23 protein-coding genes are annotated in these 23,125 nt (G+C 46.2%); 16 read left to right on the top strand and 7 right to left on the bottom strand.

The features are described from left to right. Positions 1–167: 167 nt before the first annotated feature. Positions 168–734 (bottom strand): hypothetical protein, encoded by a 567-nt coding sequence (locus tag F0P94_RS12135; protein WP_150904161.1) that lies wholly within the window; start codon positions 732–734, stop codon positions 168–170. Positions 735–914: 180 nt separating this feature from the next. Here F0P94_RS12135 and F0P94_RS12130 point away from each other — a divergent pair, with 180 nt between their 5' ends. The 9 genes from F0P94_RS12130 (at position 915) to trpS (ending at position 9,579) form a co-directional block, all read left to right on the top strand. After that, positions 915–2,390, top strand: a complete 1,476-nt coding sequence (locus F0P94_RS12130) for an SDR family oxidoreductase (protein ID WP_150904160.1) — start codon at positions 915–917, stop codon at positions 2,388–2,390. 246 nt (positions 2,391–2,636) lie between these two features. Further along, the gene (locus F0P94_RS12125; RefSeq protein ID WP_150904159.1) at positions 2,637–3,572 is read left to right on the top strand and encodes a phosphoribosylaminoimidazolesuccinocarboxamide synthase; all 936 of its coding nucleotides are present in this window, start codon (positions 2,637–2,639) and stop codon (positions 3,570–3,572) included. Between the two features lie 67 nt (positions 3,573–3,639). Further along, a complete protein-coding gene (locus F0P94_RS12120) occupies positions 3,640–4,017 on the top strand; it encodes an STAS domain-containing protein (RefSeq protein ID WP_150904158.1) in 378 nt (125 codons plus the stop codon). A gap of 19 nt (positions 4,018–4,036) precedes the next feature. Further along, positions 4,037–4,975, top strand: coding sequence for a ribonuclease Z (locus F0P94_RS12115; RefSeq protein WP_150904157.1), 939 nt, complete (start codon positions 4,037–4,039; stop codon positions 4,973–4,975). 340 nt (positions 4,976–5,315) lie between these two features. Then, entirely contained in the window at positions 5,316–5,918 is a 603-nt protein-coding gene (locus tag F0P94_RS12110; RefSeq protein WP_150904156.1) for a hypothetical protein, read from the top strand. 71 nt (positions 5,919–5,989) lie between these two features. Then, entirely contained in the window at positions 5,990–6,424 is a 435-nt protein-coding gene (locus F0P94_RS12105; RefSeq protein WP_150904155.1) for a hypothetical protein, read from the top strand. A 698-nt stretch (positions 6,425–7,122) separates the two neighbouring features. After that, on the top strand, positions 7,123–7,482 hold the full coding sequence (locus F0P94_RS12100; RefSeq protein ID WP_150904154.1) for a DUF4180 domain-containing protein: 360 nt from the start codon (positions 7,123–7,125) through the stop codon (positions 7,480–7,482). Positions 7,483–7,578: 96 nt separating this feature from the next. Further along, on the top strand, positions 7,579–8,367 hold the full coding sequence (locus F0P94_RS12095) for a queuosine precursor transporter (RefSeq protein WP_150904153.1): 789 nt from the start codon (positions 7,579–7,581) through the stop codon (positions 8,365–8,367). A 231-nt stretch (positions 8,368–8,598) separates the two neighbouring features. Beyond that, complete coding sequence (trpS, locus tag F0P94_RS12090; protein ID WP_150904152.1) at positions 8,599–9,579, top strand: tryptophan--tRNA ligase; 981 nt, start codon at positions 8,599–8,601, stop codon at positions 9,577–9,579. A gap of 349 nt (positions 9,580–9,928) precedes the next feature. On the opposite strand, the gene F0P94_RS12085 is transcribed toward trpS, so the two are convergent. The 5 genes from F0P94_RS12085 to F0P94_RS12065 form a co-directional block, all read right to left on the bottom strand. Next, on the bottom strand, positions 9,929–10,300 hold the full coding sequence (locus tag F0P94_RS12085; protein WP_150904151.1) for a plastocyanin/azurin family copper-binding protein: 372 nt from the start codon (positions 10,298–10,300) through the stop codon (positions 9,929–9,931). Beyond that, on the bottom strand, positions 10,300–10,932 hold the full coding sequence (locus F0P94_RS12080) for a DUF4142 domain-containing protein (protein WP_225307198.1): 633 nt from the start codon (positions 10,930–10,932) through the stop codon (positions 10,300–10,302). The genes F0P94_RS12085 and F0P94_RS12080 overlap by 1 nt, the downstream gene beginning before the upstream one ends. 166 nt (positions 10,933–11,098) lie before the next feature. Continuing rightward, entirely contained in the window at positions 11,099–11,758 is a 660-nt protein-coding gene (locus tag F0P94_RS12075) for a pseudouridine synthase (RefSeq protein WP_225307197.1), read from the bottom strand. A gap of 114 nt (positions 11,759–11,872) precedes the next feature. Further along, on the bottom strand, positions 11,873–13,063 hold the full coding sequence (nhaA, locus tag F0P94_RS12070; RefSeq protein WP_150904150.1) for a Na+/H+ antiporter NhaA: 1,191 nt from the start codon (positions 13,061–13,063) through the stop codon (positions 11,873–11,875). Positions 13,064–13,233: 170 nt separating this feature from the next. Further along, complete coding sequence (locus F0P94_RS12065) at positions 13,234–13,632, bottom strand: hypothetical protein (protein ID WP_150904149.1); 399 nt, start codon at positions 13,630–13,632, stop codon at positions 13,234–13,236. 154 nt (positions 13,633–13,786) lie between these two features. Here F0P94_RS12065 and hppD point away from each other — a divergent pair, with 154 nt between their 5' ends. The 4 genes from hppD (at position 13,787) to sugE (ending at position 17,798) form a co-directional block, all read left to right on the top strand. Then, positions 13,787–14,917, top strand: coding sequence for a 4-hydroxyphenylpyruvate dioxygenase (gene hppD / locus F0P94_RS12060; protein ID WP_150904148.1), 1,131 nt, complete (start codon positions 13,787–13,789; stop codon positions 14,915–14,917). Positions 14,918–14,999: 82 nt separating this feature from the next. Then, entirely contained in the window at positions 15,000–15,551 is a 552-nt protein-coding gene (locus F0P94_RS12055) for a hypothetical protein (RefSeq protein WP_150904147.1), read from the top strand. A gap of 84 nt (positions 15,552–15,635) precedes the next feature. Continuing rightward, positions 15,636–17,381: a phospho-sugar mutase gene (locus F0P94_RS12050; RefSeq protein ID WP_150904146.1), complete on the top strand. Its 1,746-nt coding sequence runs from the start codon at positions 15,636–15,638 to the stop codon at positions 17,379–17,381. 99 nt (positions 17,382–17,480) lie between these two features. Beyond that, positions 17,481–17,798, top strand: a complete 318-nt coding sequence (gene sugE / locus F0P94_RS12045) for a quaternary ammonium compound efflux SMR transporter SugE (RefSeq protein ID WP_150904145.1) — start codon at positions 17,481–17,483, stop codon at positions 17,796–17,798. A gap of 200 nt (positions 17,799–17,998) precedes the next feature. Here sugE and F0P94_RS12040 read toward each other — a convergent pair whose 3' ends face one another. Then, a complete protein-coding gene (locus tag F0P94_RS12040; protein WP_150904144.1) occupies positions 17,999–19,072 on the bottom strand; it encodes a COX15/CtaA family protein in 1,074 nt (357 codons plus the stop codon). A gap of 219 nt (positions 19,073–19,291) precedes the next feature. Here F0P94_RS12040 and F0P94_RS12035 point away from each other — a divergent pair, with 219 nt between their 5' ends. The 3 genes from F0P94_RS12035 (at position 19,292) to F0P94_RS12025 (ending at position 23,124) form a co-directional block, all read left to right on the top strand. Next, a complete protein-coding gene (locus F0P94_RS12035) occupies positions 19,292–19,915 on the top strand; it encodes an HAD family hydrolase (RefSeq protein ID WP_150904143.1) in 624 nt (207 codons plus the stop codon). Between the two features lie 239 nt (positions 19,916–20,154). Beyond that, the gene (locus F0P94_RS12030; protein WP_150904142.1) at positions 20,155–22,425 is read left to right on the top strand and encodes a cation:proton antiporter; all 2,271 of its coding nucleotides are present in this window, start codon (positions 20,155–20,157) and stop codon (positions 22,423–22,425) included. 105 nt (positions 22,426–22,530) lie between these two features. After that, positions 22,531–23,124: a transposase gene (locus tag F0P94_RS12025; RefSeq protein ID WP_150904141.1), complete on the top strand. Its 594-nt coding sequence runs from the start codon at positions 22,531–22,533 to the stop codon at positions 23,122–23,124. Position 23,125: the final 1 nt, after the last annotated feature.

Below are 23,125 nucleotides of genomic sequence, written 5' to 3'. Positions count from 1 at the left end.
CTCTACTATCAGAAATCGTAATCAAAACGATACCATTTTAAACCAAAAAAGTCTGATACCGGAATGAAATTCCAGCATCAGATTTTTTTATTTTCAGAAAGAAATAAATTATGAATCAATTCATTTCCTCATTTCCAAATCTTCAAATTTCCAAATCTTCAAATTAATCAAATCTGATCCAACACCAAATTATGGAAAAAGTCAGGTTCGCCTATTTTAATGCCCGGGCTTTCGTGGAAATAATTAGCCATATCGAGCGCATTTCCGGCGGAATTTTTATCGGCGGAAATGATGAAGGTTTGCGGGCCCAGCGGTTCTACCAGTTTGGTGTTGGTGCGTTTCATGAGCTTTTCCAGCAGGGTTTGGCCTACCAGGTCTTCCAGGGTAACGATGAACTGGTTCGTAATGCCCATGCGTCCGGGGGAACTTGGGTGCTGGGCGAAGAACGGGGTGGCGTACATGATCTTCGGGTGTTGCTCGAGTACGGTAAACTTTAATTCCATGGTTCCCGGCGTCAGGTTGTTGCGGGTGGAAAGAACCGTTACATTGGCCGAGCCGGAAGTTGTTTCATCCAGAATGTTACCCAGAAAATCGAAACTGCCGATGATCTTTTCTTTTTCTGCCCTGTCGGTTTCTTCTGTAAAACCAATAATGAGCATATCGGTAAGTACCGGACCTAATTCAACTTTCTGGTCCTGGTAATAAAAATAATGGGAAGCGCCGGAAGTTGCCATTCGTATATATATGGAGATTGAAATCAATTCCTATAACGCACCTTTTAATATTTGGTTTAGAGGAAATCAGGTAAAAACGCTATCGTTTACCCGGTAAAAAGCTATTTATGCCTTATTTCAAAACCATTTTACCAATTTCGGGTTTTATTGCCGGGCCGAACCGGTTTCGAAAACAAGCTTATGAAGATATTACTGACCGGGGCAAACGGTTACATTGGCAAAAGACTGCTGCCGGTGCTCCTGGAAAAAGGGCACGAAGTGATCTGTATAGTGCGCGATCCTCGGCGTTTTCACCTGGAAGAAAGCCTGCAGGAACAAGTGCAGGTTATAAAAGCCGACCTCTTAAACGAAACGTCGCTCGCAAACCTGCCTACCGACATCGATGCGGCCTATTACCTGGTGCATTCCATGGGTTCCGGCACTCCGGATTTTTACCAGGCCGAAGCCCGGTCAGCGGCTAATTTCACGGCTTACTTAAACCAAACCAACGCGAAACAGGTCCTTTACCTGAGCGGCATTTCCCAGGGCGAAAAACTATCCCGGCACCTGGCTTCGCGGGCGAATGTGGAGCAGGTTTTGCGCACCGGCAAAGTACCGGTAACGGTTTTGCGGGCTTCCATCATTATCGGTTCCGGCAGCGCTTCTTTCGAAATAATCCGCGACCTGGTGGAAAAGCTGCCCCTCATGATCACGCCGAAATGGCTGCATTCCCGGTGTCAGCCCATTGCCATCCGCGACGTACTTTTTTACCTTTCCGAAGTACTGTTTTGCGAACCCTGCCTTAATCGGACGCTCGATATCGGTGGGCCGGATGTTCTTACTTACAAGGAAATGCTGCTTAAACTGGCCCGGCTTCGCGGCCTGAAACGCGCCATTATTACGTTGCCCATTCTTACCCCGAAACTATCTTCTTACTGGCTGTATTTCCTGACGAGCACTACTTTTTCCATTGCCAGAAGATTGGTGGAAAGCCTGAAAACCGATTCGGTAGCCGAAAACCACGAAATTCAGCAACTAATTCCGCACCAATGCCTTACTTATGAAGAAGCGCTGAAACTGGCTTTTTCTAAAATAGAACAGAACTCGGTAATTTCCAGCTGGACCGACGCCCTGGTAAGCGGCACCATAAACCAGCATTACATGGATTTTGTGCAGATCCCGCATAACGGCGTTTTTACAGACCGGCAGGTAATTGAAATCCACCGGCCCGAAGCGGAAGTACTGGAAAACGTCTGGCGCATCGGCGGGCAGCGGGGCTGGTACCAGACCAACTGGCTCTGGCGGTTGCGCGGCTTGCTCGATAAACTGGTGGGCGGCGTGGGCTTGCGGCGCGGCCGGCGCGATCCGGTAAATTTGCGGGCCGGCGATTCGGTGGATTTCTGGCGCGTGCTGCTGGCCGATAAAGAAAACAAACGCCTGCTTTTATATGCCGAAATGAAACTTCCCGGCGAAGCCTGGCTCCAGTTCCGCATTATAGAAGAACACGACAAAAAGTACCTGGAGCAACTGGCCGCTTTCCGCCCGAAAGGCCTGACCGGCAGGCTTTACTGGTATGCCGTGCTGCCCTTCCATTTCCTGATTTTCAATGCCATGGCCCGCAACATTGTGCATTACGGAAGCGCATCGGCAAAACCAATTTCTGAAGGAAAACCGTAGCGCAAATGCAAGAAAAACCTGCCAATGGCTTCCATAAAAACCTGGTGCATGAACAGGTTAATTTTTGGAAAGTGGGATTACAAATCCCACGGCTCAGTTAAGACGGGATTACAAATCCTGTCAAGCAAATGCTTACAAAAAATTTGGTCGGGCACTAGCTTTAAATCGATTTATTTCCTTGCAACCTGCTTTAACCTTCTGAATATGTTCCTACCTTTGCAGCCATCATTTTCACCTTTTCTTTTAATGGACGCGCTTAAAGAAACCAACTTTCAATTTTTAGGACAGACGGGCTTTTATCGGGGTAAAGTTCGCGATGTGTATTATTTCGGCACCAAACTGGCCATTGTAGCCACCGACCGCATTTCCGCTTTCGACGTGGTATTGCCGCGGGCTATTCCTTATAAAGGTCAGGTACTGAACCAGATAGCCGCGCACCATTTAAAAGCCACTTCCGATATTGTACCGAACTGGATCTTAAGCCAGCCGAACCCGAACGTGGCCGTTGGTTACTTTTGCGAACCTTACCGCGTTGAAATGGTGATCCGCGGGTACCTGGCCGGCCACGCCTGGCGCGAGTACCAGCAGGGCAAACGCATGCTGTGCGGCGTGCCGCTGCCGGAAGGCCTGAAAGAAAACGACCCGCTGCCGGAGCCCATCATTACGCCGAGCACCAAAGCCACCGAAGGCCACGACGAAGATATTTCCCGGGAAGAAATTATTGCCCAGGGAATTGTGCCGGAAGCCGAATACGTGCAGCTCGAAAATTATACCCGTGCCTTATTTAAGCGCGGCACCGAAATGGGCGCCAAACAAGGTCTTATTCTGGTAGATACGAAATACGAATTCGGGAAATACGACGGGCAGGTTTACCTCATCGATGAGATCCATACCCCTGATTCGAGCCGGTATTTTTACGCAAACGGCTACGAAGAAAGACAAAAAAATGGCGAACCACAGAAACAACTTTCCAAAGAGTTCGTAAGGCAATGGCTGATCGAAAATAATTTCCAGGGAAAAGCCGGCCAGACGGTTCCGGAAATGACCGACGAACAGGTAAACCTGATCTCGGAGCGTTACCTGGAGCTGTACGAAAGCGTAACGGGCCAGAAGTTCGTGAAAACGGGCTACGACGGAATCCTGGAAAGAATAGAGAAAAGCATAAAAGAAAACATTTTTTAACCCGCGATTTACAATTATTCGGTACTTTTTTGGTACATTCGCATCTTAGAACCATTTACCCCGAGGTATGAAATACACGATCGATAAAAAAGAGAACTACACCGTCATTACCATCGACGAGAAAAAGCTTGACACAACGATTGCCCCTGATCTGAAGTCTGAATTCGTGAAGCTCAACGCCGAAGGTATCAATAACCTTATCTTGGATTTAACCAACGTAAAATATACCGATTCTTCCGGACTTAGCTCCATCCTGATCGCCAACCGTTTGTGCAATTCTTCTAACGGCTTACTGATCCTGACCGGCCTGCAAGACCACGTAATGAAACTGATCACCATTTCCAAACTGGAATCGGTGCTGAACATTTTACCTACCGTGGAAGAAGGAATCGACCGCATTTTTCTGCACGAAATCGAGCGCGACCTGACCAACAAGGAAGACTAATATATAACCCGGAGCAGGTTTGGACTTTGAACTCAAAATATTGGGCAGTTCGTCCGCCATTCCTGCTCCGGGCCGTTTTCATACGGCCCAGGTTCTTACGGTAGGCTCCCACCTGAACCTGATCGATTGCGGCGAAGGCACCCAAAGCCAGCTGATGCACTATAAAATAAGGCATCACCGCATTCTCAACATCTTTATCAGCCATCTGCACGGCGACCATTTTTTCGGACTTTTCGGGTTGCTTTCTACCATGCACCTGCAGATGCGCACCACCCCTTTAAATCTTTTCGGCCCTCCCGGCCTGGCGGAACTTATAACCTTACAGTTCAAGGTTTCCAATACCCAGCTTCAGTTCCCTATTACTTTTCACGAGCTGAACCCTACGGTTTACAAAAAGATCTACGAAGACAAAACCATTACGGTGCACACGCTGCCCATGCAGCACCGCATACCCTGCTGTGGTTTCCTGTTCCGGGAAAAACCGAAGCCGCGCCACCTCATTAAAGAAAAGCTTCCCTCCTTCCTTACCCCGCCGCAACTGGTGCGCCTGAAATTCGGCGAAGACATTAAGGATGAGCACGGGGAAATTCTGGTGCACAACAAAGACGTTACCACCGACCCGAAACGGAGCCGCTCCTATGCTTACTGCTCCGATACCAAGTACAAAGAAGACATTCTGCCCTACATTAAAGGCGTAGACCTGCTTTACCACGAAGCCACCTTCCTGAGCGACATGGAAGAACGCGCCGCGTATACCCACCACAGTACTGCCCGGCAAGCCGCCACCCTGGCCGCCAAAGCCGAAGTAAAGCGCCTGCTCATCGGTCATTTCTCCGCCCGCTACAAAGACCTGACACCGGTACTGGAAGAAGCCAAAGCAGTTTTCGAAAACACCATGCTGGCTATTGAAGGAAAAACGGTGGGCATTCTGGAGTATGACCTGAACGGTTCCGAATAAGACGCCTGTATAGTTGTTTGCCCTTCCGAGTACTTTTTCTTCCGGTTAGCATAGCATTTTAACTTCCTCCCCCTTTAAGCTGATTGGTATGTCTAATCATCAGCCATATTCCCTACTTTCCGAATAATGAAAGCTGCCTTTGCTAATCTATAACATTCTTCTATATTCGCTTTACAATACTGCAAGTTACCTTTCTGAAAAATGGTGCTAAAGGCGATTACACCTTTGTATATATTGCAGATAAGCGTAGTAGTGTTGTTTATATGGTAGTTAGGCAAAATAAAAATTTATAAAATCTTTGAATAGCAAAAAAGCAGATTAAGGGTTTTAACGAATATTAATGAAACAGCTAATAATCATTTGTGCCTTTTTATTTGCTTCAAGTAATTGTTATGCTTGCTTCTGTAACCCCAAACCAGAAATAATTTATAAGCATTCACCATTTATCTTTATTGGTAAAGTCATTTCAATAAAGATTGATTCTACATTAACAGATAATTTGGGTCAGCCTGGAATGGAAAGAGTAGAATTTGAAGTAAAAGAATGTTGGAAAGGCTTTAAACCAACTCAATCAAATAAGGCAATGCTGCTTCAGTCAATCAACTTTAGGTCAAACTGTGCTTCTTTCTTTGAACTAAATAAAACCTATTTAGTCGCAGCAAAACCTAATAATCCTACTTCAATTTTATCAACAGATGTTTGTATGGGTACTGCCTTAGTTTCAGAATCTAAGAGTTTTTTAGCATATTTAGATACCATTCCATCTTACAGCCCTAGTATTAAATATGAACAAGAAATAAATAAAATTAAGGAAAACGATTCATTTAAAGAGACAAGTACAGGAACCTTAAATTTAAAAAAACTTGCTTACGGCAGTTTAATTTTAAATATGGTTTTGCTGCTATTTTTAATTATTAATTATACCAAAAGAAAAGATTACTAAGCCTAACCAAACCTAAAGCACATTAAAACGTGCCCTAGCCCAGCCCGTTAGCGGTAACTTGTAATGATAGAATGAAAAAGAAATACAAGGCACTGATATTTATAGGGGTTCTACTGCTTATAGTGTACCTAATATTTCCAAATTCTTTTCCACCACGTACTCCTTTAAAGGTAGCAAGGCTTGTAAGTGGTCTCAAAATACCTGGAGATATTAGGTTTAAAATGCTTCAAGATGACTGGGCGTTTAATGGAGACGGAACAACACATGTCAAAGCTAAACTTACAGACGAGCAGCTAAATGAAATTTTGCAGCAAGCAACTGACAAAAATTACAAGGTTCTACCCGTTCTTGAAAAATATTCCGAAATCTCTATACCAGAAGGGATTGCTGATATGGAGAATGGTTATTACCAACTTGATATAGATAAAGATGACCCAAGAGATTATACTCTTACTATCATTGACTCAGATAAAAAAGAAATGATTGTGTACATCTGGTTCATGTAGAACAAGAAAAGCAGCCGCCAACAAGGTGTATACATAATGTTTCGGCTACGCCTCACACATGGTATACACGAGCACGTTGGCGGTCATTGTAAATTATAAAGAAAACTTAATTAATGAGGAGGTCGGTTTTAATAATCTTTGTGCTTTTCCTTTTTTCTTGTGAACAGAAAGATCCTATTGAGAAAAATGATTCAAAGAAAGATATACCTTCTAAAAAAGTTTCTTCCATTAAAAACGATTTTGAGCCAGTAACTGAAGTTTGAAACAAGAAAATTAATTGGGCAGATTTTCAAGAAGTATATTCATTTACTGATTCTGAAGGATTTAAACTAACCCTTGGAATTAATAGGTTAAATTCTGATACAATAGAATATCAGTTAGCTTCTAATGGAATAATGGGTGATATGGAACTTCACGGAAAAGTATAAAAAACTAGCAGAAAAAACATTAAGCAAAGTGTCGGATTAGAAGGTTCGGCAGATGAAGTCTTCACTATAGAAAATGAAGATTATTTAATAGCGATTAAAATTACTGCCCCCAAAAAAACGAAGGCACAATTTATTTATAATCCAAAAGAAGGAAAGCAAGATGAAGAATGTGACCCAATCAATGAAATAGTAATGAATAACGTCCGCTAACCAAAGATAAACGCCAGCTTAGCCAAATTCGTTAGCTATCGATGTAAAAAAACCACTCTAATGCAAATCCACGAGCACACCATTAACAATTCCAAAATTGCCGAAATCACATCAACCGAAATCATCATTCAAAATACTGAAGATGCTTTGGATTTGCTGGGCAATGTTTATTATCAGGACTTTGACAGCCTTATTATTCATCAAAAAAACATCACACCGGACTTCTTCGATCTGAAAAATAAAATGGCAGGAGACATTCTGCAGAAATTTTCTACCTATCGCGTGCGGCTCGCAATTGTAGGTGATTTTTCGAAGTTTACGAGCCAAAGCCTGAAGGATTTCATCTTTGAAAGCAACAAAGGCAAGCAGGTTAATTTTGTTTCTTCCGTTGGCGAAGCAGTAAACGCGTTAACCAGGTAAATTTCTTACCGGAACTGACACAAACCTTAAGCGTTCATAAACAAATTTCCGTAGCGAACGGTAGCGTTTTTCCCTTAGATTTTGCACCTTTCGGGTATGCATCCGAACGCTAGTTTCCAGAACAAAAAGTCGCAGTTATTCATCGTGCTCAGCAGTATTGTAGTGGCCAATGCTTTGCTGGCGGAATTGCTGGGCGTAAAAATCTTTTCGCTCGAAACCCTGCTTGGGGTCGCACCGGCCCAGATCCCGCTGCTGAACGGTATGAAGCTCGACTTTAACCTGACGGCCGGCGTGGTGCTCTGGCCGGTCGTGTTCATTACGTCCGACATCATTAACGAGTATTTCGGCAAGGCCGGGGTAAAACGCGTGAGCTGGCTTACGGTTATCCTGATTCTGTACGCCTTTCTGGCCATCACCATCATAACCGCCTTACCTTCCGCCGCTTTCTGGCTCGATCTCAACAACCAGGATACCGCCGGCCGCCCTTTCGATATGGATTTTGCTTTCAACGGTATTTTCCGGCAGGGTTTAGGCATTATCATCGGTTCGGTTTCGGCCTTCCTGCTTTCCCAGTTTCTCGATGCCTCAGTTTTTCAGTACCTCCGCAAGTTTACCGGCCCTAAAATGATCTGGCTCAGGGCAACCGGTTCCACCCTTGTTTCCCAGATCCTGGACAGTTTTGTGGTGCTTTTTATAGCGTTTTTCGTATTCGGCAACTGGGACCTGAAAATGGTGCTTTCAGTTTCGATCATCAACTACATCTACAAATTCATCATGGCCATTGCCCTAACCCCTTTGCTTTACCTGGCCCACTCCCTCATAGACCGCTACCTGGGCAAAGAAGAAGCCCAAGCCCTCGAAGCCGAAGCCGTACTCGAGACTTGAATGATTAGTGATTAGTGATTAGTGATTAGTGATTAGTGATTAGTGATTAGTGATTAAGAGGAACTTGAATTTCAGAAAAGGGTTACACAACAACCAGATTATTCTGAAAAAAAAATTAGATTTTACGCTCCTTGAAAAAACTATTATCGACCTACTAATCATTAATCACTATTCACTAATCACTAAATCGCCGGCTTTTGTTTTATATTTGCAAAAAATAATCTATACGTTATGGCACGAATCTTAACCGGCATTCAGGCAACCGGCCGGCCACACATGGGTAACCTGCTGGGCGCCATTATCCCGGCAATTACTTTATCGGAAAATGCTGCAAACGAGTCGATGTACTTTATTGCGGACCTCCATTCTTTAACCACCATCCGCAGCGCGGAAGAAATGCGCATGAATACGTACGCAGTGGCCGCTGCCTGGCTGGCCTGTGGTTTCGATACGGAAAAGCATATTTTTTACCGCCAGAGCGACGTGCCGAACGTTACCGAACTAACCTGGTATCTGAGCTGCTTCACGCCGTTTCCGATGCTCGCCAATGCGCATTCGTTCAAAGATAAATCGAACCGCCTGGCCGATGTAAATGCTGGTTTGTTTACCTACCCGGTACTCATGGCCGCCGATATCCTGATCTACGATGCTGAATTTGTACCGGTAGGAAAAGACCAGATCCAGCACCTGGAAATTGCCCGCGACATTGCCAGCGCCTTCAACAACCGCTACGGCGAAACGTTTGTGCTGCCCCAGGCCAAAGTGGAAGAAGCCATCATGACCATTCCGGGGGTTAACGGCGAAAAGATGAGCAAAAGCTACGGCAACACCATCGATATTTTTGTACCGGAAAAGGAACTACTCAAAACCGTGCGCAGCATTGTGAGCGACAGCAAAACCCTGGAAGAGCCTAAAGACCCGGAAACGGATATTACCTTCAAGCTGTTTGCTTTACTGGCCAGCCCGGAAGAAACCGAAACCATGCGCCAGAACTACCTGAACGGCAATTACGGTTACGGTCACGCCAAAACTGCGCTTTACGAGGTTATTCTGAAACGCTTTGCCAAAGAACGCGAAACGTTCAATTACTACATGAACAACCTTCCGGAACTGGATGCCAAATTGAAGATGGGCGCAGAGAAAGCCTACGCGATCGGCAGTAAAACCGTAGCCCGGGTGCGGGAAAAAGTCGGGTATCTGCCAAGGGTTTAAGTTCCGGGAAAGGAAGGCAGCTTTTTGTCCCCCTTTGGAGGGGGTAGGGGGAGGACAGGAGATTTATCTGATTTTTAAAGAAGATCAAATAAAGTAAATATCCTCCCCCTACCCCCTCCAACGGGGGACTTTCTTTTAGGTACTCAAATCATAAAAAAAAACAGCCTGCTGAAATAGATTCGGCAAGCTGTTTTTGTTTATTAAAGCTATTCTCTTCAGAAAGCACTAAAAATATCACCGTTTCCAAACAAAGTAATTCCCGGAGGCCGTTTTGAGCTGGTTTCTTTTTTTGCTGAAAAGCCTACCATTTTCCGGCAGCCAGATTACTGAAACAGAACGCAGGAAGAAACTATTTCTTCTTCCTGGTTTTTGCCGTGGCGCGAGCTACTTCAAGTTTGCCTTTCATTCCGGGATGAAACGTACAGTAGTAATCTGCAGAACTGGTTACAACCATGCGCCAGGAATCTCCGGGACGCAGCGTAGGTGATTGCCATTTGCCGGCGGTGCGTTCCGTAGCGTTATGATTTACCAGATCCTTGTTCAGGAATACTACCGAATCACCTTTATTTACCGAAAGAACGGCCGGTATAAACTGCATTCTAACGATCTGGACCATGTGGGTTTTAGGGCGGGCATTTTCCGAAACCCCTCTGAAAGCCTGCAAATAAAAGAATGGACACAGCACGGCCAGCAGCATGCCGGTTAAAAGCTTTCTACCCATTACTCTTTGGCGTACTGGGTTTTCAGCATCTGGGCATGCTCCAGGTGGGCTCTCAGGCTCGGCAATATATTTTGCAGCAAGGCTTTAAGTTCGGCATTTTTTGCGTTCGGGATCAGGGTATTTTCAACGGTCGAAATAACGGCCTTGTGGTACGTAACTTCGTGATCGATATAAGCCTGATCGAAGGCGCTGCCCGATTTTGCCCGCAGCATTTTCATGGAATTCTCGGAATCGGTCTGCAGTTTCCGGCTCAGTTGATTTTCTTTCGGGGTCACGTTCAGCTTTTTTACCAGCGCCGTGGCCTGATCGATCACAGCCTGGTGATCGGTGATCATGGTCTGGGCAAAATTCAGCACTTCGGTATTCTGGGTTTTCTCCTGGGCAAGGCGGGCATGGTCGATGTCGATCTGGTTGGCCACCACGGCTACGGAAGCAATTTCCGGATCCGTAAGTTTCATGTTCTGATGAGCCGATTTTTGCTGGGTGGATTTCGATTTGCCCTGTTTCTGGGTCCCCTGTTTCTGGGTGTTGCCTTGCTGGCCGGTATGTTGTGCCAGCACCGTAAAGCCTGAAATTAATACGCAAAGCAACAATCCTGTTGCCCGGGCGATAATCGTTTTGCTTCTTTTCATATGTTCTGGTTTAAGGTTTAAGCTATCTGATAAAGCCGCAAAACCAGAAATTGTTTTGGAAAGAAATAAAGCGGGCTTTGGATAATCCTGCCTGTTGTTCTTTAACCTGATTTTTGAAACGAGAACTTATTCCTGATTGAAACCGCTGAGGAAGCCAGAGTTGCTATTAGAGTAAAACGGTTTCAGGCTCCACCATAAAGCTTTCCACCTCTCTCACCTCGCCGGCATCTAAATTCCCCAAGTGCATATCCCCAATCCGCACCCTTACAAGGCGCAAAGTGGGAAAACCAACGGTAGCAGTCATTTTGCGGACCTGGCGAAATTTACCTTCGCAAACCGTAATGGAAACCCAACTGGTGGGGCCGTGGCGGTCGTCGCGGATCTTGCGGCGGCGCTGGGGAAAATCGGGAACGGATTCTACGCGGAAAGCTTTACAGGGCAGGGTTTGGTAGGATTCGGAGCGGTGCACAATTTCTACGCCCTGCTGCAGCCGGGCAATGGCTTCGTCGGTAATTAAGCCATCTACCTGGGCGTAGTATTCTTTTTCCACTTTCTTGCTCCGTACCAGTTCGCTCATTTTACCATCGGTGGTGAGCAGCAGCAGGCCTTCGCTGTCTTCGTCCAGGCGGCCGATACTCATGGTGCCGGCCGGGAAATCGTAAAATTCGCCGAGAAGTTTTTTACTTTTTAATTCGCACACAAACTGGCATAAATAGCCGTACGGTTTGTGAATAATGAAGTGTCTGTGTTCCATACTAATAATCTCCTGCCCGAAAAACAGCAGGCTTACCCAACATAAAATGCTGCCTTTTTTATCGAAAAGCATAGCGTTTCCGGTGCAAAGATATTCAAAGTTTTCCGGGCTTGGGGTTTACAAATGAAAAATGCCGGGCCATTCTCTCGAAAAACCCGGCATTTTATTTTGTTTGCGAAACCATAATTAAACGGGTTTCGGTTTCTTCTGGCTTAGCATATTCAGGAAAAAATACCCCCCGATCCCGGAAAGCAAAGAAGCAATCAGGATCGAGAACTTCGCTCCGGTCTGCAAGGCAGGATCGATGAAAGAAAGCAGAGCGATGAAAATAGACATGGTAAAACCTACCCCGGCCACTAACCCTAGTCCAATAACTTGTTTCCATCGTACGTCTTCCGGTAATTCACTAATGCGGAGCTTTACAGAAAGATAAGAAGCCAGCAGAATGCCAAACGGTTTGCCCACAAATAAGCCTAAAATAATACCCAATCCCATGCGGCTCCCCAAGCTGTCAACCATTCCGGCCTCAAAAGCGATATTGGTATTGGCCAGGGCAAAGATTGGCATAATGATAAAGTTTACCGGTTTCGTTAAAGCATGTTCAAGTTTCTCGAGGGGCGATTCTTCAGGGCCTTTAGTGGTGGGCAGGGTTAAGGCCGTAAGCACGCCCGCAATGGTGGCATGGATGCCGGAATGGTGAATGAAATACCAGATAAAAACGCCCGGAACGAGGTAAAAAATAAGCTTCTTTACGCCCAGCAGGTTAAAGCCGATCAGCATTACAAAAATGCCAAGCGCATATAAAAGGTAGGTAAAATGCAGTTCGGTAGAATAAAAAATGGCAATTACCAGAATAGCGCCTAAATCGTCTACAATGGCCAGGGCCGTTAAAAACACTTTTAATGAAAGCGGAACGCGGTTGCCTAAGATGGAAAGAATGGCAATGGCAAAGGCAATATCAGTAGCCATGGGAATGCCCCAGCCGCTGGCCGCTTCGCCGCCCTGGTTTAGTAGCGCATAAATTCCGGCCGGAACGAACATGCCGCCGATGGCCGCAAATACGGGCAAAGCGGCTTTCCTGAAGGAAGACAGCTCTCCTTCCACTAGTTCGCGTTTAATTTCCAGGCCCACCAGCAAAAAGAAGATCGCCATCAGGCCATCGTTTATCCAGAGTAGCAATGGGTATTTTAAATGCAGGCCGTCGGTTTCATAGCCCAGTTCCAGGGCTAATATATTGGCAAAAGCGGGGCCTATAGGAGAATTGGCAATTATGAGCGAAACAATTAAACAGCCAATAAGAATAAAGCCGCCAACCGAGCCCGACTTAAGGAATTCTTTAAAAACCTGGAGATTAATAAGCGTAGTGATTTTAGCCATCTAATGAGATTAAGGGTTGTAGATAAGGTAATACTTATGGTTTAACGGCCGAAACTGATAGAAACGTATGAAGGCTTTAGTAACGGCCGAAAATAAAAACGCTATGCTTTTAAGCTAAAAAGCATAGCGTTTCTGCATTTCTGCAACAAAAATAAAATGTGGCTGCTCTTTTATTCACTGGCGGTCCAGACTTCTTTGCGGATATTCTTACCAACCGAAAGAATCAGGCGGGTCGGGTTAGGCACTAAAACCAGGCGCGCTTCTTTGCCGGGAAACTCATCGGAATCTACCCAAACGCCTTCTTTGTGATCGGTGCCGCTTTCGCCTTCCAGGGTATTGGGCAGGTAAGCCGTTGGTAAAAGCACGTCGGTATCCGGGCAAAGCTTGGCGTGTACGTCTTCCAGCACATCCTCTAAATAAGGGCCGAATTCTTCGTTAAAATCGTCTTCCAGGTCGTGGAGTTCTTCTTCTATATCGTCGTAGCGGTCGTCGTTATAAGGCAATTGGTTCAGTTCACGCTTCTTTTCGATGAGGGCTACCAGGGTTTTATTTAAGTTTTCAGTATTCATAGTTCAGGAGGTTTTTTTACAAATTTTAAAACAATGCAATCGAATTGCAAATAATCCGGCAATTATTTAAAATTAAACAATCGTTTAAATTTTAGTTTAACCTTGCAAATCCTTATTTTTACGGCACTTAATCCATTCAATTAAACTGAAGATTATGACACAGGAAACAGCCCAGGCAACTGCCAACGAGCAGGCCGTCGATTTTTTACCCCTAAACGGTACCGATTATATTGAGTTTTATGTAGGCAACGCCAAGCAGAGCGCTTACTTCTACCAGGCTGCGTTTGGTTTCGAGCTGGTAGCTTATGCCGGCCCGGAAACCGGCGTGCGCGACCGCGCTTCTTACGTATTGCAGCAGGAGAAGATCCGCCTGATCCTTACCACTTCGTTAGACCCTAATTCCGAAATTACCCAGCACGTAGCCAAGCACGGCGACGGCGTAAAAGTAATGGCCTTATGGGTTGACGATGCGGAAAAATCTTTCCAGGAGACAGTAAAACGCGGGGCGAAACCAGCCGCCGAGCCACAAACTTTAACCGATGAATTCGGCGAAGTGAAAGTTGCTTCCATCTATACCTACGGGGAAACCATCCATACGTTTGTAGAGCGCAAAAACTACAAAGGCGCCTTTATGCCGGGTTTTGTGGCGAAGAAAAGCGCCTTCCCGGTTACGCCGGTGGGCCTGAAATACGTGGACCATTGCGTAGGAAACGTAGGCTGGGGCGAAATGAACCAGTGGGTGAAATTCTACGAAGATGTTCTGGGCTTTAAACTGCTTATTACCTTCGACGATGAAGATATCTCTACCGAATACTCCGCTTTAATGAGCAAAGTGGTTTCCAACGGCAACGGTTACGTAAAATTCCCGATCAACGAGCCGGCAGAAGGCAAGAAAAAATCCCAGATCGAAGAATACCTCGATTTCTACCATGGTCCTGGCGTACAGCACATTGCCGTAGCCACTTACGACATCCTGCACACCGTATCTGAACTGCGTCGCCGGGGCGTGGAATTCCTGGTAGTGCCGGATTCTTATTACGACGACCTGATCGCCCGCGTAGGCAATATCGATGAAGACCTGGAAGACCTGCGCAAGCTGAACATCCTGGTTGACCGCGACGACGAAGGCTACCTGCTGCAGATCTTCACCAAACCGGTAGAAGACCGCCCAACCGTATTCTACGAGATCATTCAGCGCAAGGGCGCCAAGGCGTTCGGTAAAGGTAACTTCAAAGCCTTGTTCGAATCTATTGAGCGCGAGCAGGCTTTAAGAGGCAACCTCTAGGATCTTTTTTCCGACCTGTTTTTCAGAAACACATCTGTTGGCTTTCAGCAGATGTGTTTCGCATTTAAATACTTTATTACTTATGAGACTTTTTAAATCATTCCGGGTACTGTTTTTCCTCCTGTTTTTGTCTTTCACATTTAAGGCAACGGCCCAGCAAACCGGGTTTTCCGAAAACCAGAAAGCCTTGCTGCGCGAAGCCCTACGCGCAGCCGTTTCCACCGAAAAAAACCTGCCCGACTATAACGAGCTGAAAGATAAGAAGAAGATCTACCTGCTCGATAAAATGATCTTCCTGGACAACATGGACGCACCGGCCTATTACATGCCAAAGGAGGTAGTGCCGGAATTTGAAAACGTAAAATTCGAACTGATTTCGGAGAAGGATCTGAAGAACAAAAAGAAGAACCAGGACATCCTGTACCTGCGCCTGGCCCAGATCAACGAACCGGACCAGGAATACGCCGTCGTGCATATGCTGGCCCAGTGGCGCTTGGGAAAGAAAAGCAAGAAAAAAGGGTTTACTTACCGCGAATCAAAGGGCTACAGCATGCTTTTCAAAAAAACGGAAAAAGGCTGGGAGTTTCAGAAAGTGGTTAACTTGTTCATGAATTTGCTGGATCAGCCAAAATAGTCTAAATTTTTCCTATTTTAGCCCCTCTTTTTATAACTTTTTTCGCCGTTACGCGAATGAAGGGAACCTTACTGACCTAAAACGATGACGATAGAAACCACGATCCAAAGCAAAATCGATACCTGGCTGAACGGCAACTACGACGAGGAAACCAAAGCCGAGATCCGGCGGCTGCTGGAAGGCGGCGATTCGGAAGCCCTGAACGATGCTTTTTACAAAGACCTGGAATTTGGCACCGGCGGTTTGCGCGGCATTATGGGCACGGGCAGCAACCGCATGAACCGCTACACGCTGGGCATGGCCACGCAAGGTTTATCGAATTATTTGCTGAAGTCTTTTCCGGGCCAGGAAATTAAGGTGGCCGTAGCCCACGACAGCCGCAACAATTCCGACAAATTTGCGCAGATCGTGGCGGATGTTTTTTCAGCCAATGGTATTACGGTTTACTTTTTCGAAGCCCTCCGTCCTACTCCGGAATTATCGTTCACCATCCGGGAACTGGGTTGCCAGAGCGGCGTGGTGTTAACGGCTTCGCATAACCCGAAAGAATACAACGGCTACAAAGCCTACTGGACCGACGGCGCCCAGGTAACGGCTCCGCACGATACCAACATTATTGCCGAAGTAAACGCCATCTCCAGCATTGAGGAAGTAAAATTCAACGGCAATCCGGAGAAAGTAAAACTGATCGGCGAAGAAATTGACGAAGCGTATATTCATAAAGTAGCCACGCTTTCGGTTTCCAAAGAAGCCATTCACCGGCAGCATAACCTGAAAATTGTGTACACGCCCCTGCACGGCACTGGCATTACTTTAGTGCCCCGCGTGTTGCAGCGTTTCGGCTTTACCAACGTTACCTTGGTAGAAAAGCAAGCTACGCCGGACGGCAATTTCCCGACCGTGGTTTACCCGAACCCGGAAGAAAAGGAAGCCATGACCCTGGCCCTGGAAAAAGCGAAAGAAATAGACGCCGATCTGGTACTGGCTACCGATCCGGATGCGGACCGCGTGGGCATTGCCGTTAAAAACCAGAAGGGCGAATTTGTATTGGTAAACGGCAACCAGACCGGCAGTTTAATAATTTATTACCTGCTGAACGCCTGGAAAAAAGCCGGCAAAATTACGGGCAACGAGTACGTGGTAAACACCATCGTAACCACCGACCTGATCAATAAAATTGCCGAGAAAATGGGTGTAAAATGCTACGAAACCCTTACCGGTTTCAAGTACATAGCGGCCATTATCCGGGAACAGGAAGAAAGCGGCAGCGGCGCCACCTACATTGCCGGCGGCGAAGAAAGCTACGGTTACATGATTGGCGATTTTGTTCGTGACAAAGACGGCGTGGCCTCCTGTGCCATAATTGCCGAAATGGCCGCGGTAGCCAAAGACCAAGGGAAAACTCTGTTCGAGCTGATGCTGGAAATGTACATGGAATACGGTTTCTACAAAGAGGAACTGATCTCCCTGACTAAAAAAGGCATGCGCGGCGCCGAAGAAATAAACCAGATGATGAGCGACCTGCGCGCCAATCCGCCTTCGGAAATTATCGGCTCGAAAGTAGTGGAGATCCGCGATTTTAAAACCGGAAAGATCCGCAACCTGGAAACCGGCGCCGAATCCATTACTACCACCGAAAGCTCGAACGTGCTGCAATACCTTTTAGCCGACGGCACCAAAATATCTGCGCGGCCTTCCGGCACTGAACCGAAGATAAAATTCTATTTCAGTGTAAATGAAAAGCTGGGTTCGGTGGAAGATTTCGAGAAAGTGGACCGGCAGCTTACCGAAAAAATAAACGCCATTATTTCCGAAATGAAGCTTAAATAAAATCTATTTTTGCAATGCTTTAAAAAGCCGCCGGTAGTTAAAAAACCGGCGGCTTTCTTTTTAACCTTCTAAAACAGTACCCTTTAGCACCCAAAAAGTATGTCGTGGTTTATCTTAATTATTGCCGGCTTGTTTGAAATTGCCTGGGCCGTTGGCCTGAAATATTCAGCCGGATTAACCAAACTCTGGCCATCGGTATTTACGCTGATTTGCCTGGTAATTTCCATGGGGATGCTGGCCTACGCCGTTCGAAATTTGCCCATCGGCACAGCCTACGCTGTCTGGACCGGAATTGGCGCTGTAGGAACGGTAATTCTCGGTATGCTCCTGTTCAACGAGCCCAAAGATTTTGCCCGCCTCTTCTTCATCGGCCTCATCCTGACCGGCATTATCGGGCTGAAGTTCTTCACGAAGTAAATTTCGTTTTGCCATTAATGTATAATCCATCCAGAAAATGGCAGCCTAACCGGTGAAAAGGATTTCAAAATCCATTTTCCCAAAAAACAGAAGAATCAATAAAAAAATCTTCCGGCCATTCAAGGGAATTTCCTTGTTTGGCCGGAAGATTACTAAAAGCTTTTATCCGGATCTGAATTCAGTGTTCTGGTTGAACCGGTTTAAAACCCTCGTTTCGGTTTCAGCAAATAAAGAGCGAACGTAAGGGAAAGCAACAGGAACATGGCTACTAACTGGTGAAGCTGGGCATTCCATTCAAATACTCCCCATCCCTGCCGCACGGCTTTAATACTGGTAAGCGCCGACATGATGCCCAGATACACCTGCACCAAAACCAGCACCAGCGGCATCCACTTTATCCGGTTAAGCAGCGTACTTCCCTTTTCTTTAGCAACTTTCACTGTCCAGAATATTACCAGAGCAACCAGCAGGTAAGCCAGTCCGCGATGCACAAAATGAATGGCGATCGGGTGGTTGGTTATGGCTGCCAGGAAGGAAAACTCCCTTCCCCGGAACGAGCTCATATTCTCCGGGATCATGGCGCCGTTAATATCGGGCCAGGTTGGGGCAAAGGCGCCCGCTTTCAGGCCGGCCATAAAAGCGCCGTAAACCAGCTGCACCGAAAGCAAAACAATTAGCCAGACGGTAAATTTCCGGAGCATGTTGTTCGAAACAAAGCTTCGCGCGGGAACCAGCAGTTTCAGGGCAAACCAGAACGTATAAACCAGCAGCAGCATGGCGGCCATAAAATGGATCGCCAGGCGGAAATGGCTTACGTACAGATCTTCGTCGTTAAGCCCGCTTTTCACCATGATCCAGCCGATGAGGCCCTGAATGCCGCCCAGGAAAAACAAAATTACCAGCGGCCAGATCATGCTTTTCTTAAAGCGGCCCTGCACCCAGAAAACTACAAAGGGAATAAAGAAAACCACTCCCAGCAAACGCCCCCAAACCCGGTGAAACCATTCCCAGAAATAAATAAACTTAAAATCGGAAAGCGAGAAATGCGAATTCAGGTGCTTATACTGGGCAATCTGCTGGTATTTTCCGAAGGCGGCCTGCCAGTCCTGTTCGGTTAAAGGGGGAATGGCGCCTAAAATGGGTTTCCACTCGGTAATGGAGAGGCCGGAACCGGTAAGGCGGGTAATACCGCCGAGCAGGATCTGAACGATGATCATGCCTACCCCTACCAGCAGCCAAACGGCAACCGGTTGCAAAGATCTTTCTTTTTTCACTGAAACTTAAAATTAAAAACGGTAGCAGAACAGCTAAAAAACTAACCGCCTTCACCATTTATTGCTCCGGACAGGCTTTAAATATCAGGTTTTTACTGCCTAAAACAGCAGCAGCTTGTTACCTAATAGAAAGGCCTGTACAGTTCAAAAGTAAGCCCGAAAACTTAGAAAACCCAATCCGAAAGTAATTCGTGAAATAAACATTAACGGACAAAGCCTATGACAAGACCTGTACCCGTAAAAGTTGTGGTGTTCGACCTGAACAAGACCTTTTACCGCAAGAGCTCGAAGGAAGAATTTTATAAATTCATTTGCACCAAACGTCCCAAACGGCTCCGCTATTTTTTTGAAATGCTTTGGTTTACCTTCCTGGAGAAACTAAACCTGATCCGGCAAACCGAATTCAAGGAGAACTTCTTTAATTACCTGGACAACCTGCCACCGGAAAAAGTTAAGCAATACGCCGAAGAATTCTGGCAGAAGGAATACCCGCATAATTTCAATTCCGAAATAAAACAACGCCTGGAAGAGGCTAAGGCCAACAGCGAGGAGCTGTTCTGTGCAACCGGCGCGCTGGAAGTTTACGTAGAACCGCTTTTTAAATTATTCCCGGTAGCAGGCTTTGCCGGAACCAAAGCCCAGTATAACGGTTCCACTTACAAGGTTGTTGGCAAGGCCTGTAAAGGCGAAGAAAAAGTAAAGCGCCTGGAAGAACATTACCGGGGCCGGAAATTCACCCTTACCGAAGCCTATTCCGATAAACCGGAAGAACTCTTTGAGTTTACCCAAAAACCTTTCCTGGTGAAAAAGGGCAAAATAAACCCGATCAGGGACGGACATTAACTACCGGTTCTTCAAAAAAAAATATACATAAAACCGTAACCGTACCAAAACGCCAGCCCTCAGCCCCGAAAATATGATGATTGCCGGCTAAAAGGCTGGCAACAAAACTTGCCGGGTTCCTATTTCAAAAATAAAACGCGAAATTGCAGAAATGGTCGTTCAGTAACCAATACCTTAAATTATCCTTACCGCTACCTTTAATTTAAAGGGCTATTCAAAGAAACTAAACAAAAAAATACATGGGTCACCTTCCGAAACTGATTGAAGACTTAGGGCTTATTCTTATTGTTGCTGCTATTACTACTTTACTGTTCCGGCGAATAAAACAACCACTGGTTTTAGGCTACATCATTGCAGGTTTACTGGTTGGCCCGCACCTTTCCCTTACGCCAACGGTTATCGATACCGAAAACGTGGAAACGCTGGCCGAGATCGGCGTGATCTTCCTCCTGTTCAGTCTCGGTCTGGAATTCAGCTTTAAAAAACTGATGCGGGTGGGAGGCTCGGCTTCCATAACGGCCTTTGTAGAGATCCTTTTTATAACCATAACGGGCTATTTCCTGGGTTACTTTATGGGCTGGTCTACCATGGACAGCTTGTTTTTGGGCGGGATGCTGGCCAGTTCTTCCACAACCATTATTATTAAAGCCTTCGATGAGTTGGGGGTAAAAACCAAAATGTATGCCCGGATCGTTTTTGGCGTGCTGGTGGTAGAAGACATCGTGGTGATCCTCCTGATGGTGTTGCTTTCTACCGTTGCGGTAACCAAGCAATTTGAAGGCACCGAAATGGTTTTTACCGTGCTGAAGCTACTGTTTTTTCTGGCGCTTTGGTTTATTGCCGGCATTTTCCTGCTTCCAACCTTACTCCGCAAAGCCAAACCCTTGCTCGACGAGGAAACCTTGCTGGTCTTATCCATCGGCCTTTGCCTGGGTATGGTGATCCTGGCTACCCAGGTAGGTTTTTCAGCGGAGTTAGGCGCTTTTATTATGGGCTCCATACTCGCTGAAACTACGGCTGCTGAAAAAGTAGAACACATTCTTACCCCGGTAAAGAACCTGTTCGGCGCCATTTTCTTTGTTTCGGTGGGCATGCTCATCGATCCGGCGGCTATGGTAGAATACCGCTGGCCGATATTATTTGTAACGCTTTTAACCTTATTCGGCAAATTCTTCAGTACCACGCTGGGCGCTTTGCTTTCCGGCCAGCCGCTGAAACAAGCGGTAGAGGTAGGAATGAGTATGGCCCAGATCGGGGAATTTGCGTTTATTGTGGCGGCCCTGGGCTTATCGCTGGGCGTTACCAGCGACTTTATCTTCCCCGTAGCGGTAGGGGCTTCGGCCATTACCACTTTCACCACGCCGTACATGATCAAGTATTCCGACCACATGTACTACTTCCTTGCCCGCATATTGCCTCAGAAATGGATCCTGGCTTTAAATAACTACTCCACCGGCACGCAAAACATTCAGGCAGAAAGCACCTGGAAAAAACTGACCAAATCTTACCTCAATATCGGCTTAACCAATGGCATTATGCTGCTGGCGCTGTTGCTAGTATCGGTCAACTTTCTGCTTCCGTTCCTGAACCGGCATTTAGAAAATGACATGCTGAGCAGCATTGCCGCGCTGGTTATTTCGCTGGGGATTGCCGCGCCTTTCCTCTGGGCGTTAATGACCAAGCAGCCGAATAAAATGGACATTAAGGAATTATGGCTGGACCCGGAATACAGCCGTGGCCCCTTACTCGTGCTGCAGTTGCTTCGCATGGCGCTGGGAATCCTGATCATTACCATTTGGGTAGACAGATTATTTACCACTTCGCTGGCTATTTTAATTGCCGTGCCGATCATTGTATTTATTCTTTTCCTGTTCTCCCGGCGAATTCAGGCCTTTTACCAACGGCTGGAACTACGCTTTATAAACAACCTCAACGCCCGCGAAACCGCCGAAGCCGAAGCCCTCAGAAGTTCGGAAAACATTTTAACCAAGCATTTTTCGCCGCAATCGGATCTTTCTCCCTGGGATGCCCACCTGGTAGACCTGGAAGTAAATCCGCAAGCCCAGTACGTAGGCCATACATTGCTGGAATTGGCTTGGCGGGAAAACTACGGAATAAACATTGCTTACATAAAACGCGGCGATAAACTTATATACGCACCCGGCAAAAACAACAAACTCCTTCCCTACGACCGGGTCGGCATAATCGCAACCGATGCCCAGATGCAGGCTTTTAAACCGATTTTCGATGCCCTGGAAGAGGTGGATACCGCCGAACATAATGTAGAAGATATCGGACTCCAGAAAATTGTGGTAGATGAACACAACCGATTGAAAGGCCACACGGTATTGAGCTCCGGCATCCGCGAGCGCACCAACGGCCTGATCGTAGGCATCCAACGCAACAACGAACGGATCCTGAACCCTACTTCCACCACTACTTTCGAATGGGGCGATATTGTCTGGATCGTAGGTGAGAAGAAGAAAATTCAGAAACTGAATATGGCGTAAAAAGATTTAAATAACTGAATTACCCAAAAAGCGGTAATTCAGTTATTTAAACGCTGATTATTCCTGTAACACAAAGTCGCAAAACGGGTAAATAGTCTAATAATAATGGACTCCGATAAAGTGACTGTTAAGTTCAAAGACAAATACCGTATTGCTTCAACCCGTTTATCAGGCTGGGATTATAGTACCAATGCGGCTTATTTCATCTCGATCTGCGCCAAAGAACATGCATCTTATTTCGGGCATATTTACGACGGAATAATGAATCTGAATGCTGCTGGTCAGTTAGCACAAAAACATTGGCAGGAAATTCCGGAAAAATTTGAATTTGCCGCATTAGGTGAATTTGTAGTGATGCCAAACCACATGCACGGTATAATAATTATAAACAAACCAACAAATGTAGAGACGCGATTCATCGCGTCTCCCACAGCATCCGATCCAATACGTGAAACATCTACAGCAAGCATTGGCGGCATCACCGGCAAGGACAACCCCATGCTGCACGAAAATATTGCCCGGATCGTCAGGTGGTTTAAAGGTAGAACTACTTTCGAGATCCGGAAACTACTACCAGATTTTGCCTGGCAGGCACTGTTTTATGACCACATTATCCGGAATAACGCAGCTTTAGAACGAATGCAAAATTATATCCTGAATAACCCTTTGAATTGGAAAGGGGATAAATTTTATAGGTAGT

This window comes from Adhaeribacter soli (genome assembly GCF_008727925.1).
GTDB classification, from domain to species: domain Bacteria; phylum Bacteroidota; class Bacteroidia; order Cytophagales; family Hymenobacteraceae; genus Adhaeribacter_A; species Adhaeribacter_A soli.
This window is presented reverse-complemented; position numbering and strand designations above follow the sequence as displayed.